At 50.3% G+C, this 16,813-nt stretch carries 12 protein-coding genes; all 12 read left to right on the plus strand.

Translation table 11 applies throughout. The annotated features are described in order from the left end of the window. Positions 1-14 precede the first annotated feature (14 nt). The 12 genes from metH (at position 15) to AC1VOR_RS00160 (ending at position 16,809) form a co-directional block, all read left to right on the plus strand. A complete protein-coding gene (gene metH, locus AC1VOR_RS00105) occupies positions 15-3,452 on the plus strand; it encodes a methionine synthase (RefSeq protein ID WP_482614948.1) in 3,438 nt (1,145 codons plus the stop codon). A gap of 74 nt (positions 3,453-3,526) precedes the next feature. Continuing rightward, positions 3,527-4,456, plus strand: coding sequence for a ribonuclease Z (gene rnz / locus AC1VOR_RS00110; RefSeq protein WP_482614949.1), 930 nt, complete (start codon positions 3,527-3,529; stop codon positions 4,454-4,456). Between the two features lie 190 nt (positions 4,457-4,646). Beyond that, positions 4,647-5,456 carry a TIGR01457 family HAD-type hydrolase gene (locus tag AC1VOR_RS00115; RefSeq protein WP_482616354.1) on the plus strand — a complete coding sequence of 270 codons (810 nt, stop codon included), beginning with the start codon at positions 4,647-4,649 and terminating at the stop codon, positions 5,454-5,456. Between the two features lie 35 nt (positions 5,457-5,491). Next, entirely contained in the window at positions 5,492-6,310 is an 819-nt protein-coding gene (locus AC1VOR_RS00120) for an Fpg/Nei family DNA glycosylase (protein WP_482614950.1), read from the plus strand. Next, positions 6,300-7,160, plus strand: a complete 861-nt coding sequence (locus AC1VOR_RS00125) for a deoxyribonuclease IV (RefSeq protein ID WP_482614952.1) — start codon at positions 6,300-6,302, stop codon at positions 7,158-7,160. Before AC1VOR_RS00120 ends, AC1VOR_RS00125 begins: the two co-directional genes overlap by 11 nt. 25 nt (positions 7,161-7,185) lie before the next feature. Continuing rightward, entirely contained in the window at positions 7,186-8,565 is a 1,380-nt protein-coding gene (locus AC1VOR_RS00130) for a cyclic-phosphate processing receiver domain-containing protein (RefSeq protein ID WP_482614954.1), read from the plus strand. A 200-nt stretch (positions 8,566-8,765) separates the two neighbouring features. After that, on the plus strand, positions 8,766-10,319 hold the full coding sequence (locus AC1VOR_RS00135) for a protein kinase domain-containing protein (protein WP_482614956.1): 1,554 nt from the start codon (positions 8,766-8,768) through the stop codon (positions 10,317-10,319). A 16-nt stretch (positions 10,320-10,335) separates the two neighbouring features. Beyond that, entirely contained in the window at positions 10,336-11,274 is a 939-nt protein-coding gene (locus AC1VOR_RS00140; RefSeq protein WP_482614958.1) for an SAF domain-containing protein, read from the plus strand. A gap of 23 nt (positions 11,275-11,297) precedes the next feature. Further along, positions 11,298-12,008 (plus strand): hypothetical protein, encoded by a 711-nt coding sequence (locus AC1VOR_RS00145; RefSeq protein WP_482614960.1) that lies wholly within the window; start codon positions 11,298-11,300, stop codon positions 12,006-12,008. Beyond that, complete coding sequence (locus tag AC1VOR_RS00150) at positions 12,005-12,850, plus strand: hypothetical protein (RefSeq protein WP_482614962.1); 846 nt, start codon at positions 12,005-12,007, stop codon at positions 12,848-12,850. The genes AC1VOR_RS00145 and AC1VOR_RS00150 overlap by 4 nt, the downstream gene beginning before the upstream one ends. Next, complete coding sequence (locus tag AC1VOR_RS00155) at positions 12,834-14,729, plus strand: pilus assembly protein CpaF (RefSeq protein WP_482614963.1); 1,896 nt, start codon at positions 12,834-12,836, stop codon at positions 14,727-14,729. The genes AC1VOR_RS00150 and AC1VOR_RS00155 overlap by 17 nt, the downstream gene beginning before the upstream one ends. Then, positions 14,719-16,809: a hypothetical protein gene (locus tag AC1VOR_RS00160; RefSeq protein WP_482614965.1), complete on the plus strand. Its 2,091-nt coding sequence runs from the start codon at positions 14,719-14,721 to the stop codon at positions 16,807-16,809. Before AC1VOR_RS00155 ends, AC1VOR_RS00160 begins: the two co-directional genes overlap by 11 nt. Positions 16,810-16,813 lie beyond the last annotated feature (4 nt).

The following is a 16,813-nucleotide window of genomic DNA, read 5'->3' on the forward strand; positions in this document are numbered from 1 at the left end:
GGAGGGACATGATCATGAGTAAACCAAGCCTGCTTGAGAGAATAAAAGAAAGAATTTTAATCCTTGATGGTGCGATGGGCACTATGATTCAGCAGGAAAACCTGGCTCCTGCCGATTTCGGTGGAGAAGACCTGGATGGTTGCAATGAAATGCTCGTGCTCACCCGTCCGGACATTATACGGGGAATTCACGAGAAGTACCTGGCGGCTGGAGCCGACTTGATTGAGACTAATACGTTTGGCGCGGCATCTGTCGTGCTGGCTGAATACGATATATCGGATAGGGCCCGCGAAATTAATCTGGCAGCCGCCAAGCTGGCGATTGAAGCTGCAGAAAAGTATAGCACACCGGAGCATCCACGTTATGTGGTAGGGATTTTGGGACCCACAACCAAGACTTTGTCTGTTACCGGTGGAGTTACCTTTGATGGCTTGACGGACAGCTACGAGGAGCAGGTTATTGCTCTGATCGAAGCCGGGGTAGATGCGCTTATGCTGGAGACCTCGCAGGACACACTTAATGTGAAGGCGGGGAGTATCGCGATTACGCGGGCTTTTGCCAAGACGGGGATCACTCTGCCGCTCATGATATCGGGCACAATTGAGCCGATGGGCACAACGCTGGCCGGACAAAATATTGAGGCCTTTTATATTTCGCTGGAGCATCTGAAGCCGATTTCCATTGGCCTCAATTGCGCGACCGGACCGGAATTTATGCGCGATCATATCCGTACATTGTCCAGTATTGCTAAAGCTGCGGTAAGCTGTCATCCTAATGCGGGGCTTCCCGACGAGAACGGACATTATCATGAATCACCGGATTCGCTTGCTCGCAAAATGTCGGCTTTTGCCGAATCCGGTTGGTTGAACATTGCCGGCGGCTGCTGCGGAACAACCCCGGCTCATATCGAAGCTCTGGCTAGAACGCTTGGTGAATATCGTCCGCGTGAGTTGGACGGAGATCATTTACCGGCCTTGTCGGGCATCGAGCCCGTATACATTGAATCGGCCAATCGTCCTTACCTTGTCGGTGAGAGAACGAATGTTCTGGGATCAAGGAAATTCAAACGCCTGATTGTGGAAGGCAAATATGAAGAAGCCTCTGAAATTGCCCGTGCCCAGGTCAAAAATGGTGCTCAGGTCGTTGATGTCTGCGTGCAAGACCCGGATCGTGATGAGGCGGAGGATATTGAGAAATTCCTCGAACTTGTGGTCAAGAAGGTTAAGGTACCGCTGATGATCGACACTACCGATCCGAAGGTGCTTGATTTAGCCTTGCAATATTGCCAGGGCAAATCGATCATTAACTCCATTAACCTGGAGGACGGTGAGGAGAAGTTCGAGCAGGTAACGCCGATTCTTCATAAATATGGCGGTGCCGTCGTTGTCGGGACGATTGATGAGCGTGGACAAGCCATTACTCGGGAGGACAAGCTTGAGGTAGCCAAGCGCTCTCATGATCTGCTGGTTCATAAATATGGACTAAACGCGGAGGATTTGATTTTTGACCCGCTTGTTTTCCCGGTGGGGACAGGAGACGAGCAATATATCGGATCTGCCAGGGAGACGATTGAAGGCATCCGCCTCATTAAGGAAGCCATGCCCCAAGTGCATACCGTGCTGGGTGTCAGCAACGTATCGTTTGGCTTGCCGGAGGCGGGTCGTGAGGTGTTGAACTCGGTATTTCTGTACGAGTGCACGAAGGCCGGGCTGGATTACGCTATTGTGAATACGGAGAAATTGGAGCGTTATGCCAGGATCTCTGAGGAAGAACGCCGCTTGGCGGAGGAACTGATCTATAACACCAACGACGAGACGCTGGCTGCCTTTGTCGCGGCTTTCCGTAACAAGAAAGTGGAGAAGGTTGAAAAGGCTGTGAACTTGACGTTGGAAGAACGTCTGGCCTCCTATGTGGTCGAGGGCACCAAGGAAGGGCTTATTCCTGATTTGCAGGAGGCGCTGAACCGCTACACTGCGCTAGAGGTCATTAACGGCCCTTTGATGGCCGGGATGGAAGAAGTTGGCCGTCTATTCAACAATAACGAATTGATCGTAGCGGAGGTCTTGCAAAGCGCCGAGGTGATGAAGGCTTCGGTTGCTTACCTGGAACCATTTATGGAGAAGAACGAAAGCAGTGTAAAAGGGAAAATACTGCTGGCAACGGTGAAGGGCGATGTGCATGATATCGGCAAGAATCTGGTGGAGATCATCTTGTCCAATAATGGTTACCATATTGTGAATTTGGGTATAAAAGTACCACCGGAGCGCATTATTGAAGCTTACCGGGAAGAGAAGGCGGATGCTATTGGCCTTTCCGGATTGCTGGTGAAATCGGCTCAGCAAATGATTACGACTGCGCAGGATTTGCGCAATGCCGGCATCGATGTGCCTATCATGGTGGGAGGCGCAGCCCTGACACGCAAATTTACCAAGACGCGAATCCGTCCGGAATATAACGGGATGGTTGTGTATGCCAAGGATGCGATGGACGGTCTGGATCTGGCTAACAAGCTGATGGATCCGGCTGCCCGTGAGAAAATGCGTCTGGATATGGAAGCGGAGAAGGAAGCGGATAGCGTCGTGGCTGTTGCCAAGCCACTGCCTGTATTAACCCGCGTTGAGCGATCCAAGATTTCAGCGGATGGTCCTGTATATCTTCCGCCCGATCTAGATCGGCACGTCCTGCGGGAATATCCTATTGGTCATATTACCCCTTACATTAATATGCAAATGCTGCTGGGGCACCATCTTGGCTTACGGGGGTCTGTGGAGCAACTGCTGGCCACAGCAGATGCAAAGGCGGTGCAGCTTAAGGAAACGGTGGATCAGATTTTGCTGGAGGCCATGATGGACGGTATCGTACGCACACAAGCGATGTATCGTTTCTTCCCGGCGCAGTCATCTGGTAATGATATTCTTATTTACGATCCGGCGGATACCAGTAAAGTGCTGAAGAAATTCAGCTTCCCCCGGCAAAAGGCGGAGCCGTTCTTATGTTTGGCGGATTTCCTGAAGCCGGTGGATAGCGGTGTGATGGATTATGTGGGCTTTCTGGTCGTTACGGCAGGTCAGGGCATACGTGAGTTGTCGGAGAAGTGGAAGGAGCAGGGAGAATATCTGCGCTCCCACGTACTGCAAGCCGTTGCCTTGGAGGTTGCCGAGGCGCTCGCAGAACGGGTCCATCATATGATGCGCGATACCTGGGGATTCCCCGACCCGGCAACCATGACGATGAAGCAGCGCCATGGGGCACGTTATCAAGGCATCCGCGTATCCTTTGGTTATCCGGCATGTCCGGATCTGGAGGATCAAGGACCGCTATTTGAATTAATGCAGCCGCAGGATATTGGCATTACGTTAACTGAGGGCTTTATGATGGAGCCGGAGGCCTCGGTCTCGGCCATGGTGTTTGCTCATCCAGAGGCTCAATACTTTAATGTAGAGAAAGCTTAAGTATACTTTTTGGAAACCCTCCGCAACTCGGAGGGTTTCAGCGGTTTAATTTATCAAGCGGAAGGACGATCGGCATGGAACTTTACTTTTTGGGGACTAATGCAGGTGTTCCGTCGTTAGAGCGGAATGTGACCTCAGTGGCTTTACGCCTGCTTGAAGAAAGACGTTCCCTCTGGCTGTTCGATTGCGGCGAAGGCACGCAGCATCAAATTTTGCGCTCCCCGCTCAAACTGAGCAGACTGGAGCGTATCTTTATTACTCATTTGCACGGTGACCATTTATTCGGCTTGCCCGGGTTGATCTCCAGCCGTGCTTATCAAGGCGGAGATACGCCGCTGGTCATATACGGGCCAAAGGGTTTGAAGAAATTCGTAGAAACAGTGCTTGCCCTAAGTGAATCCCGAATTAGCTACAAGCTGGATATCGTGGAGCATGACGGGGGCGTTATCTTCGAGGATGATACCTTTCGGGTGGAGTCGGCTTTGCTGGAGCATCGCATCGATAGCTATGGCTACCGGGTTATTGAGAAGGATTTGCCGGGTAAGTTGGATGCGGCTGTATTGGCTCGGCACGGAGTTCGCCCAGGTCCCTTATATGGACAACTGAAGAAGGGGGAGAGCATTACAACTCCCGATGGCTATGTCTTGCAAGCTCGAGATGTACTTGGAGCACCCAAGGCAGGACGGATCGTCACAATTCTTGGAGACACCCGTCCTTGCACAGCCGTAGAGGAACTTGCACAAAACGCGGATATGCTTGTTCACGAGTCCACTTTTTTGCAGGAGCTTGCGGAGACGGCCCATGAGTATCATCATAGTACGGCTTATCAAGCGGCGCTTGCGGCTAAGGAGGCCGGTGCCAAGGGGTTGCTGCTCACTCATTTCAGCTCCCGCTACAAATCCGATGATCAGTTGCTTCGTTTGCAGCAAGAAGCAGAGGGGGTATTCCCCGGTGTGGTATTGGCTCAGGAGCATGTGCTGTATCCCGTGCTGAGACGAGTTTAATAATTATTTTCCGGGAAAGCGCAGGAAATGACAGGGCATTGCAAGCGTTCGGGAGAGTTCGACGGAAGGCTTGGCGAATACGCGCTATTCCTGAGGGATATTTTTCACCCCTCAATAAAGCGCAACGGAAAAGTTTGCCTGAGCGTATGTATACTAGGTACAATAATAGAGACATTGCATCATGGGAAGGATGAACATATTGCCACAACTTTGGAAGGCCTTTCTGATTGACTTGGATGGTACGTTATACCATGGGCCGACAATGATACCGGGAGCGGATGACCTGATTTCTTTGCTGAGAAGCAGGGCTATTCCCTTTCTGTTCGTAACCAACAATTCCTCCCGTACCCCAGTAGAGGTGGCCGACCATTTGCAAAGGATGGGAATCCCGGCAAAGCCGGAGGAGGTTTGTACTTCGGCAGTCGCGGCTGCAGAATACATCGCTGCGGAGATGGCGCAGCCACGTGTCGCGGTGATAGGCGAGAATGGGCTGCTGGAGGCGGTCCGGCAAGCCGGGCTTACGCTGGATGACGAGCAGCCGGAAGTTGTAGTGCAGGGCATCGACCGGCAATTTACATATGAGACATTGACTCGTGCGGCACGCTGGATTCGCGGCGGCGCCGGGTATGTGCTGACGAATCCCGATTTGCTGCTGCCTTCACAAGACGGCTTGATGCCGGGGGCTGGTACGCTAGGTGCGGCCATTCAGGCAGCAACAGGGGTGAAACCGGTCATCATTGGCAAGCCCGAAGCACCGCTAATGAATTATGCCATTGCTCGTCTGGGATTAACGGCGGCAGAGGTGGCCGTAATTGGGGACAATATGCATACCGATATCGCCGCAGGGGTTCGTGCTGGTTGCGGTACAATTTTGGCACTAACCGGGGTGACGACGGTTGATAATTTGCCTGGCTATATTGAATCCAGTGGCGTACATCCGGATGTCGTCTGTCATACGCTGGAAGAGGTTGCGGAGCAAATTAAGCAGAGCAGCCACTAATACATTACTCTCATGAATGAAGGGAACGATGAACCATGCCGGAATTGCCGGAGATGGAAAATTACCGAATAAAGCTATCACAACAAATTCTGGATACGCCTATAAGTAAGGTAGTAGTTAATCGGGAGAAGTCCGTCAATGTGGACGCCGATATTTTTATCCGGGAACTGACGGGGAGACAGGTCATTTTCGTTGAGCGGCGGGCGAAGCATCTGCTATTTCACCTCGATAACGGAAAAAGACTGCTGCTTCATCTGATGCTTGGCGGACTGCTCTATTTAAGCAGCAAGGAAGACCATCCCGATCGGACGACCCAGATTGAAATTACTTTTGGCGATGATTTGGTGCTTTATTTTATTGGATTGCGACTTGGATATTTGCATTTACATAGTGCCAAGGAGGCCGAGGATTTATTGGCTCATTTAGGGCCGGAACTGTTGGACCGGAGGATGAATGAAGCCCGCTTCACAGCCCTTCTGCGCAAACGGCGCGGCAGCTTGAAGACGACACTGGTGAACCAGGACGTAGTAGCCGGTATCGGTAATTGTTATGCGGATGAAATCGCCTTTGCCGCTGGCCTATTACCAACAGTCAAGCTTCAAAATCTAAGCGATGAAGACTTCTCCCACCTGTACCAAGCGGTTCGTGAGGTGCTTATGGAGGCGACAGAGGTGGGTGGATACATGGAAATGCCGTTAACTCCCGAGGACAAACTGACCGGGGGAGCGAATGAGTGGTGTCGGGTATATGACCGGGAGGGAGAGATTTGTCCGCGATGCGGGGACCGCATCGTCAAAGGTGAGATGAACGGGCGCAAGGTGTTCTACAGCCCGGGCTGCCAGCATGACCGATGAGCTGCAATTAGGCGGCCATGTCAGCATTCGGGACGGTTATCTCAGTGCCGCAAAGTCGGCCCTTCACATGGGGGCGGGAGCGTTTCAGTTTTTTCCCAAAAATCCACGTAGCCTGAAGCTCAAATCCTTTGACTCAAAGGATGCTGAAAGCTGCCGGAACTTCTGCTACACTCAAGGCCTGGTCTCCGTCGCACATACACCGTATCCCAGCAATTTGGCGGTTAGCTCAGAGACAGAGCCGATGTTATATCGCCAGGTTGTGGACTCGCTGCGTAATGATTTGGAGATTGCTGAGGCCTGCGGTTCAATTGGGATCGTTGTTCATTTTGGCACATTTAAGCAAGGTAGCCCCTTACAAGGTTACCAAAATATTATACAATGTATAAATGATGTACTCTCTAACTGGAAAGGATCGGCAAAGCTGTTAATTGAAAACCAGGCAGGAGATCATGGTTCCATGGGGATGACGCTTGAGGAATTAGTGCAGATCCGCAAGCTATGCGACAATCAACAGCACATTGGCTTTTGCTTGGATACTTGTCATGCCTTTGCTGCAGGGATGTGGCAGGGCGCTGAGGATAAGAAATTTGCTGACAAAGCTGAGCTGCTTGGCTATTGGGATGGTTTATGCGTGGTTCATTTAAACGATTCAAAATATCCGGTATCTTCACGTAAGGACCGTCATGCCCGTGTCGGTCAAGGCTACATTGGAGAAGACGGCTTCCGCTGGCTTCTCCAGATGGATGCCATCCGGAATTCGCCACTAATTATGGAGAGCGAAACCGGGAAAGACGGGACCTATAGAGAGGATTTGGAGCGAGTGAGGCGGTGGGTGGAAGCCTGGTGCTGAATACCGCGGGAAAGGAAGAACACTATTGATTCATGTATATATGGACGATTTTCGCAGGTGTCCGCAAGGATTTACGTTAGCGCGCACCGTCGAAGAGTGTCTGGAACTGTTCCGCTTGACGGAGGTTGATATTTTATCGCTTGATTATGATATGGGACTAGGTGAACCGACAGGAACGGAAATGGCAGCAGCCCTGGTTCGGGAAGGAAAATTCCCGCGCGAAATTTATCTGCATACCTCCAGCATGGCAGGCAAAAAGAGCATGTACGAAATTTTATATCCAAACCTTCCGCCACAGGTGAAGCTGCATAATGGACCGATACCATTTGAGCGTCTGGAGGACATTGCCAAGAACTGCAAGGTGCCACCTGAATCCAAGTGGATTTGTACCGCAAATCACGGTTTTGCCCCCTATGCGCAGGAGGAATTGCGCCGCACCTTCGGCAGTGTCAAGAGCACGATGCTGGTGCCTGGTGAAGTGTTTATCGCGACATTGCAGGCTATACCGGAGGATGTCCATCATCGGTTAGTCCAAACGCCGCCAGTCTTTTTACGTCATACGTTCCTGGTGGATTGGGAGTGGTCTCCGGCAGAGCATGAGAGCAGCCAAGAGGAGAGCTGGCTTGTTCCACTGCGTAAATATCTGATGGCTGATTTTCGCTTACCGGCAGCCAAGATAGCGATACAGGCCAGGAAATCAGAACAATCACTATGGCCAGGATCTGCAGCGGAACTCAGAGACCGCTTGCAGGAAGAATTGAAGGATGTAGCGGGAGCTGAATTTGTCGTGCGAGAGGCCGATTGGATCATCTCGTTGTTTGCTTCCGGAGATAGTATATACGCAGGGGTATCTCATCCTCAGGATAACTTGTCGGATTGGAACGGTGGAGCGATCCGTTTCCGTAAGGAGGACGGACAAATATCCCGAGCTAAATTCAAGTTATTAGAGGCAGAGGTTGCCTTTGGCATTCCGTTTGCTTCATTCCATGAAGCGTTAGACATCGGCGCGGCTCCGGGGGGATGGACCTCATTTCTACTAGAACGGGGGCTCAAAGTTACGGCAGTAGATACCGCTAAATTGGATGCATCATTATTGTCTTCACCAAAGTTGACCTTCTTGCAGCGGAACGCGAACAACGTGAAGTTCAAGGAAAATCAGTTCGATCTGCTAGTCTGCGATATGAGTTGGAGTCCGAAGCTGACGGCCAGATTGGTTACGGAGCTGCTGTATGCTCTGGCACCAGGCGGAACAGTCGTTGTGACCGTCAAGCTGCTGACCAAAAAGCCGATGGCTTTGATTCAAGAAGTGACCGGAATGTTCCAGGAGGCCAGATTGCAAGTCCAGCAAGCCAAGCAATTGTTCCATAATCGCGATGAAATCACACTATATATGATTAAATATTAATGACATTAATTATGAGTAGAGAAGAGCTTTACAAAAAAAGAGCTTTACATTTACTACCCAGTTGTTTTATACTGATTCCAAAATTATACATCGACCGTACAAAGGGAAAGCATCCCATGTCATTGTTTCTGGCCTAACGGCCAAAGCGATGATATGAGGGCTTTCCCTTTTTTGCGTGCGGTCAGGAAGGAGGTTAACAGATGCGCTTCGTTTCCAAGCTGGCTCCGGGAAAGGTACTCACCGGGCGTTACCGGGTGGAGCGACTGCTGGGGCAGGGTGGAATGAGCAGGGTCTATCTGGCCACAGATTTGAAGCTGCGCGGGAAGGTCTGGGCTGTGAAGGAATGTCTCACCCGTCCGGGGGAGCCCCTGCTAGTGGCTCGGGAGGCGGAGTTACTCATTTCTCTAAACCATTATCGGTTACCCCGAATCGTAGATTTTATGGACGCTGACCAGGATGGGTATTCGTATATCGTGATGGATTTTATGGAAGGCGTTCATTTGGACCGCTATGTGAGCGCAAGAACTGAAGGACTCAAGGTGGAAGAGTTAGCCCGGTTTGGCTTGCAGATGCTGGAGGGATTGCAATACTTGCATAACCATCAGCCACCGATCATTCACCGGGATGTCAAACCATCCAATGTGCTGGTTGACGGCAAGGGCGAGCTAAGATTTGTGGATTTTGGCATTGCTCGTATGTTCGCGGAGAACAAAACGGAGGATACTGTACAGCTTGGAACGGTAGGGTTTGCTGCACCAGAACAATATGGTGGCAGGCAGAGCGATCCTCGTTCTGATTTGTACTCGCTTGGGGCTGTAATGCTCTATTTGGGGAGCGGCTGCCGCTTTAGCGTTTGGTCGCAGGAGGCAGCGAGTATATTTCGTACTCAGGGACACGGCCCTTTGCTTTCTATTGTAAGTCGCTTGCTTATGCAAAATCCTGAAGACAGGTATGCTTCAGCAGAAATGGTAATCGCGGCGTTACGGGAGGCGGTGCCCGGCGATTCAAACAACTACATGGAGAACCCTAGTAGGCCAAATCAAGCAAGCTCTGCTGTTCATCCTCGCAACGGACGTACGCTCGTCGTAGCTCTGATGGGGGCATCTTCCGGCGTGGGCACGACAAGTACAGCCATTTCATTGGCCCACGTGCTATCGAGGCATTTCAAGCGGGTAGCGATGGCAGAGATGGACCCCAAAGCAACGGCGTTTCAACGTCTTGCTCATATGAGTGAGGAAGATCGGTTATCGACCAGGTCTACTTCAAGCAGTACGTTTTGCATCTCTGGTGTGGTTTACGCCAAACCATGCGCTCGTTCCGAGTTTATTGACTTGTTAACTCAGGGTCTGGATTGCGTGGTCTGCGATTTGGGGGCTGCAAGGGGGAGCGAGCTGTTGGAAGAGTTCCAGCGTGCGGACTTGTCCATTGTGGTAGGGTCTGGCGCGGTTTGGAGAAGCGAAGAATTAACACGGTTCGCAGAAGCGATGAAGGTCGGGGGAAAACTCCCCCTGGACTTGCGATTTTGCATTCCTTTCGCTTCGCCATCGACAATCCGTCGTTTGGGCAAATTGCTGCACACCAAAAATGTCTACAGTCTGCCTCCCGAGCAGGAGCCCTTTGAGCCGGGAGCGGATAGCTCTGCGGTAATGGAAATAATCTGCTCTGATTTGTTGCCTCGCTATGGTGGTACTACAGGAACGGCCCTGCAACGCATCATGCATAGGTCAAGTTATTTGATTAAGCCGAAAAGGTAAGGAAGGAAGCTGAAATATGCCAAGACTTAGGCAAAAAACAAAGCAAATGCTTATTGCTGGATTTATTGGAGCCGCTGCTGTCGGGGCCCTGTTCACCGGATACGCTCTGATTCAGGAAAGGGGAGAACGTGCAGACAGGCAAGCGTTGACCCAAGCCTACGAGGAACAGCTTGAAGACTTAAGGGAGGTTGCTCTTAAGGAGACAGCGGAAGGTTGGGTGGTCACTCGTGAAATTGTAGCCGGTCATCCGGTCAAGCAGGAGGATTTGAAGCTGGTCAAGCTGCCGATAGATAGTATTCCGGCTGATGTCCTGAGTGCACAGAAGCAGGTCTCAGGCAAATATGCAAAGGTCTCCTTGCAGCCCCGTACGCTGTTAACGGAAACGCTGCTGTATGAGGAAGAGCCTACACCCGATGACTTGCGATGGAGGGAAATGTCCTTTGTACTGCTACCGGGACTATTGGAGAGAAGCGATGTGGTGGATATACGGATTCAGTTCCCGACGGGTCAGGATTATATTCTGCTATCCAAGAAGAAGGTTGAAGAGTTAGCTTCGGGAACGGTCACCCTTACGGTTGGAGAAGCAGAAATCTTATCGCTCTCCAGTGCCATAGTAGACGCTTACTTACATAAAGCATCAATTTACGCGCTCGCTTATGTTGAGCCCTATTTGCAGAAGAAGCCCGTACCAACCTATCCATCCAACGAGGCTGTCATGCAACTGATCAAGAAGGACCCTAACATCGTACAGCAAGCAGAAGCGGTGCTTAGCGCCAACGCGCGCAAGGGACTGGAAAGTGATCTGTTAACGATGTCGCCGCAACGTGCGGCCGAATTCTCCAGCCGTCAAACCCAAACATCGGGTACCCCTTCGAGCTCAGCCCTTGAATCAGGCTCAGTAGGATCGGGAGAGATAGCGGCAGAAGACAGCTTCCAATTGAATGCGGCGAAATAGGGTGAAATAAAGGAGGCCATGATGTGAAACGTTGGTTGTTTGTAGGCAAAAGTGATAAACGTGATTTGTTGCTGTATCTATGCAGTGCATTGGCAGCAACGGGCTTAAAGGTATTGTTGGCGGATGGTACTGAGAACGGAAAGTACCGATATGCGCTGGGGGGGAATGATTCCCGGTTAGCTGTGACTGAATTTTGCGGCTTCGATGTTATTGCAGGCCCGCTGACGGCCGCGCAGGCTTCTATGAAGAAGTCAGATGGGAAAATCAATAATGGTTATGATTACGAGTTGTATGATCTGGAGTCATTAAGTGGTCTTGGCCCTGAGTGGTTTGCCACTGCGGATGAGGTCGTATGGGTAACCTCGTATGACCGTTATGAGGTAGAGGCTAGTGCACAGTGGTTCCGTAATTTGTTGCATTTGTGGCCCCAGTTGCGGGGGATGACTATTCGTCCGGTGTATATCCGTACGGTGGACTGCTACCTGAACAGTGACTATATTATGAGCTTTATGGACGGACTTGCTTTGGAATGGCGTGAGGAGGCGATCCGCATCCCTTGGAACGAGTTGAATCTAGCGGTTCAGTTGGAGAACGAGCATGCAGGCCGCTTGCGTCTTACCCATCTGTCTCGTTCTTACAAAAGAGCTCTACGTCAGCTATTGCATGAATTGGCGGGCTGGGAGTCGACAGTGGCCAGAAAAGCGCTGCGTCAGGCGGAAAGGAGACAGGCATGAGCCGGCTGTTATTCTGGGACGGAGGTCAGGGCATAGCCGCTGAAATCGCCACGTCCTGTGCGATCATGCTGGGACTGCATTATCCTCAGCGGGTGTTGCTGCTTAATCAAGGCCGGATCTCAAGCGGGCCTGAGGAGGGATTAAGGCAATCCATACTGCGTCATCAGGCCGGGCTGGCCGATAAGACATTGGCTGAATTCGGAATGGATGCCTTATTACGTATGGCGGCCAGCGGGAGGCTAAGGCCCGAGAATTTCGCAGACTACACGCTCCCTCTGTTGCGGGGAAGGCTTGATTTGGCTGGCGGGCTACAACATGGCGGGTTGGCTCTGGCTGGGGAGGGAGATCATGAGGTCGCGGCTATGTTGCAAATGGCCGAACAGGCTTACGATTTGGTTGTGCTGCACCTTCAAGGCCGTCGACGATTGAGTGAGGCCCTGCGTTCACGGCGGGAAGGGGATATTTTGATTGCGGTAATTCCGCAGCGGAGAGCACAGTTGGAGATGCTCTTCACCGATGTGGCTCCGTACCTGGCTAGACAACAACCAGGCGTATGTGTAGTTATCTCATCATTTGATGCAAACTCCCATTGGAGTCTGGCCAATATTCAACGCCGATTTAAATCCAGCTTGCCCATAGTTGGCATACCGTATCATTCGGAGTTCAGTGATACCTGGAATGATCAGGACATCTTAACCTTTTTCCGTAAATACAAATGGGTACCCAAGCCCAAATATGCTCATCAGCAGTTGTTGGACCAATTTTATCGTCTTGGCGGCAAGCTGCTCAAGCTTGCGGAGGTTAAGGCCCACAACGGTTCAAGGCATGAGAAGGGGGCCTGAGGAATTGAACAGATTGACCAATGGTTTAATGATTGCGCTGATATTGCTGCTTGTTCTGCTATACCTTTGGCTAAAGGTCCGCACTTCGTCTGGCCGGATAGGGCAAGGAAGAAGTGATCAGGACCCCTATAGTATGCCAGTGCTGATTGATCAGGTGAAGGAGAGCTTGCACGAACTGAGCCGACCGCATAGCAACGATTGGGGAATTGGTGAGGATGCGTGGAATCGACGGCTCAAGGCCCGAACAGAACTGCGGCAAGCACTAAGGGGTTGCACCTACGGAGACCTGCGGGATAAACGTTATGTCAAGTCATTTATCCGAGATATCTTGACCGGAAGCTGCGGTATTCATGAAGGAAATATAGATAACATCATTCCTTTTCAGCGTCGTGATTTGCTCACACCTCAGGATCGGTTTGATATCATCCTTTATCTTTACCGTTTGCGCCATGGCACAGAAGGCTTGTGTCGAATGATCGAAGACTATGCTCTAGATGAAGCCAAGCGGCCTAAGGCGGGGGATGGTACCCCGGTTTATGAAATCAACGGAGAAGATGTGGACCGGGTATTTTATTTGGAGTACCGCTCACTCTCCTTCCAGGAGAAGCTGGATATTGTGGTGCAGCGTGTATATCAAGGATATAAGGGGTTTTCAGTCATTGATGAGCTTAGAGAAATGCGGATTGATGGCGTTAGCGGAGGGGTAAGCGGAGTTTCGGGCGGCATTTCAGAAGAGGATCAGCCACAGGATACATGGATGCATTCCGTCCCGGATTTTCCATTGGATGAGGATGGAGAGCGGGTTGTCCACTTCTGGGAGAGTATCTGGATTTTCTATAAGGGTAAAAGCCTTCGTTTATCCTTTCTGTCCTTTGGCAGTGAAGCTGAGTTAAAGCGGGTCTGTCAAAATATTTATAAGTTCAATTTACCCGGACAACTATCCGAAGCAAACGGATTTAAGGTCAATGAAATGAAGGATGGTTCGCGAGTTGTGGTAGTAAGGCCACCCTTTGCCGAGACCTGGGCTTTCTTCGTTCGCAAATTTGATGTACAGAACGCTGCTCTTGAACAATTAATTCAGGGCAATAATGCGGGGCTCCCGGTACAGTTGCTTAAATATTTGATGAAGGGCAGTCGAATTACTTCAATTACAGGGTCGCAAGGATCAGGCAAAACTACATTGCTGATGGCCATGGTCAAGCACATTTATGCCGCGTATACCTTGCGTGTACAAGAGATGTCCTTCGAGCTTAACTTACGACGTTTATACAGCGGACGAAATATTTTAAGCTTTCGGGAAACGGACTATGTAAGCGGCCAAGCGGGATTGGATTTGCAGAAGAAAACAGACGGGACCGTCAATATTTTGGGGGAAGTGGCTACGGATGAGGTGGCGGCTTGGATGGTGCAGATGGCTCAGGTCGCAAGCTTGTTTACGATTTTCACACATCACGCCAAAACGTTCAGGGATTTGATCGAGTCGTTACGCAATTCATTACTTAAGACGGGTGTATTCAGGGATGAGAACATTGCCGAACTCCAGGTGGCCTCCGTTATTGATTTCGATATACACCTTCGCCGGGATATGGCGGGCAACCGATATATTGAACGGATTACCGAATGTTATCGATTAGATCCGAGTGAAGCAGCTATCGATAGTGAGGTTACAGAGGAAGCAGGCGGTAAGGTAGTTGAAGGCGCAACTCGCCATGGATATGCTGAACGAATCATCGTTGAGTATCGTGAAGGAGGATATGTGGCTGTGCAGCCTATTTCAAGCCGTTGCCGACAAGCGATGATAAGAGAAATGCTGCCCGAGGACGCGGCTGCTTTCGGCCAATTCGCCAGCACGTATTGGGGGGAGACGATTGGAGCTTAAGACGTTGCTGTTGTTTATCCTCATGCTGTCTTTAATTGGTGGCCTATTGCTTTATCTTGCTGGACGGTATGCGGGAAGGAAGGAGCAATCTCTCTGGGCAGATGGACCGGTAGCGGCTGATACCGCAGAGATACAGTCTCTGCGCTGGCTTGGTACAGTCCTTTCGTCCTTCTTGTTAAAGTCTTATGCGTTAGGCATGAAGTGCCCGCCCATTAAGCTTTATATTTGGAAGGTTCGCACTCGGCTAGCCATTATTCATCGTTATAACGAATTTGAGCTCAGGCGGCAAACCATGAAGTTTGTCTATGGAACCATCGGTTCATTTAGCCTTGGAATTCTATTGTTAATGCTCTTAAATCCAAGCTGGAGTTTCTTTCTATTATTATTGATTGCCGCTACGGTCATTCAGGGCTTGCTGCTGGATGGTTATGTCAATCAACTGGAGAAGAAGCTATTGGAACAAATGCTTGATTTTTTTACTGCTGTCAGACATGCCTACCACCGGCATGGGATGGTGGCAGATGCTATTGAAGAAGCGGGCGAAGAGACGGGGCATGAGGTTGGGGTACATGCTCATTTGATTAGTGAAGCGCTAGAGAATGCCCGTCCGGATGAGGCATTGGACAAATACTACGAAACGGCGCCTAACCGTTTTCTTAAGGCCTTCTCGGGCATCTCCCGGTTGGTATTAGAGTACGGGGACCGCAAGCGTGAACGTGGCTCACTCTACTTACGTGGAATCAGCAGTTTGACGGGAGAAATACAACTTGAGCTTATTCGTAAGAACCGGCTTGATTATTTGCTTAAGGGACTACATATCATTGCCTTGTTGCCAGTATTTTTCACCAAGCCTATCGAAATTTGGGCCAGAGGGAATTTTCCGTTAATGGATCAGTTCTATTTGAGCAAAGCTGGAATTTTGATTAAGCTAGGCATCTTTTTGATTATTTTGCTCTGTTATATGCTGCTACAAAAGCTGAAGAGTGAGGTGGAGACCTCTTACCGGGCAGAACCCGAGAATAAGCCATGGGAAGCGGTTGTGCTGGAGTATAGCAGATTAGCCTGGATATGGCGCTGCTTTGTCCCATCTCCTGACTCAATGACTTATTACCGTTTGGCAAGGCTAATGAAGGATACAAATGAACGGATACGCGTGGAATGGTTCCAGGTAAGAAGAATATGCAGCTTTATCTTGTGCTTTCTTTTGGCCCTGGGTTTTGCCGTAGCCTTGCATTTTATCTCTCAGCAACGAATTATAACGGAACCACCCCGGGAAACTGTGTTTTTCGGAGCCGTACCTCAGGATATGGCGGAAGCCGGACGACAAGGGGCCGAACTGGATGCCGCGGTCATGCGGGAAATCGGGATGAAGGAGAATTTGACTTATGATGTCATTGCCCAATCGGTGACGGCACAGCTAAAACAAGAAGGCAGTGCAGTTACTTCTGATGACATTGTTGCAGCTACGAACCGAATCATAGATAAACTGCAACGATGGAATGGTGAATATCTAAAATGGTGGGAAATTGGCCTCGCTATGATGGCCGGGATAACTGGATATTATTTTCCGTTGTGGGCCTTGCATTTTCAACGCTTTATGCGGCTGATGGACATGAAGCACGAGGTATATCAATTCCAGACGATGATCGCTATCTTACGTGAGTTGGAGCGAATTTCCGTAGAAGAGATATTGGATTGGCTTGCCTCTTATGCAGTGATTTTCCGTACCCCATTGCAGCGATGTTTGCTCAATTACGGACATGGGGCTGAGCAAGCTTTGCAGGAGCTGAAGGACGAGGTGGTCCTGGACGAATTTCAGCGTTTAGCGGATAAATTAATATTGGCGACTGAGAAAATAACTATTGCCGATGCCTTCGATGATTTGGACACAGAAATGGCGTATCACTTCGAACGTCGTCGTCTTGATTACGAGAAGTCGCTGGATACCAAGGCCGGACTAGGACGGATGATTGGGTTTGCCCCTATGTATTCACTCGTATTTGCGTATTTGGTTATCCCGCTAATCTGGATGAGCTTTGAGCAGATGGGCTTGTATTTTGAACAAATCCAAAAATTATAAATTA

This window comes from Paenibacillus sp. 1SOY10 (genome assembly GCF_056836745.1).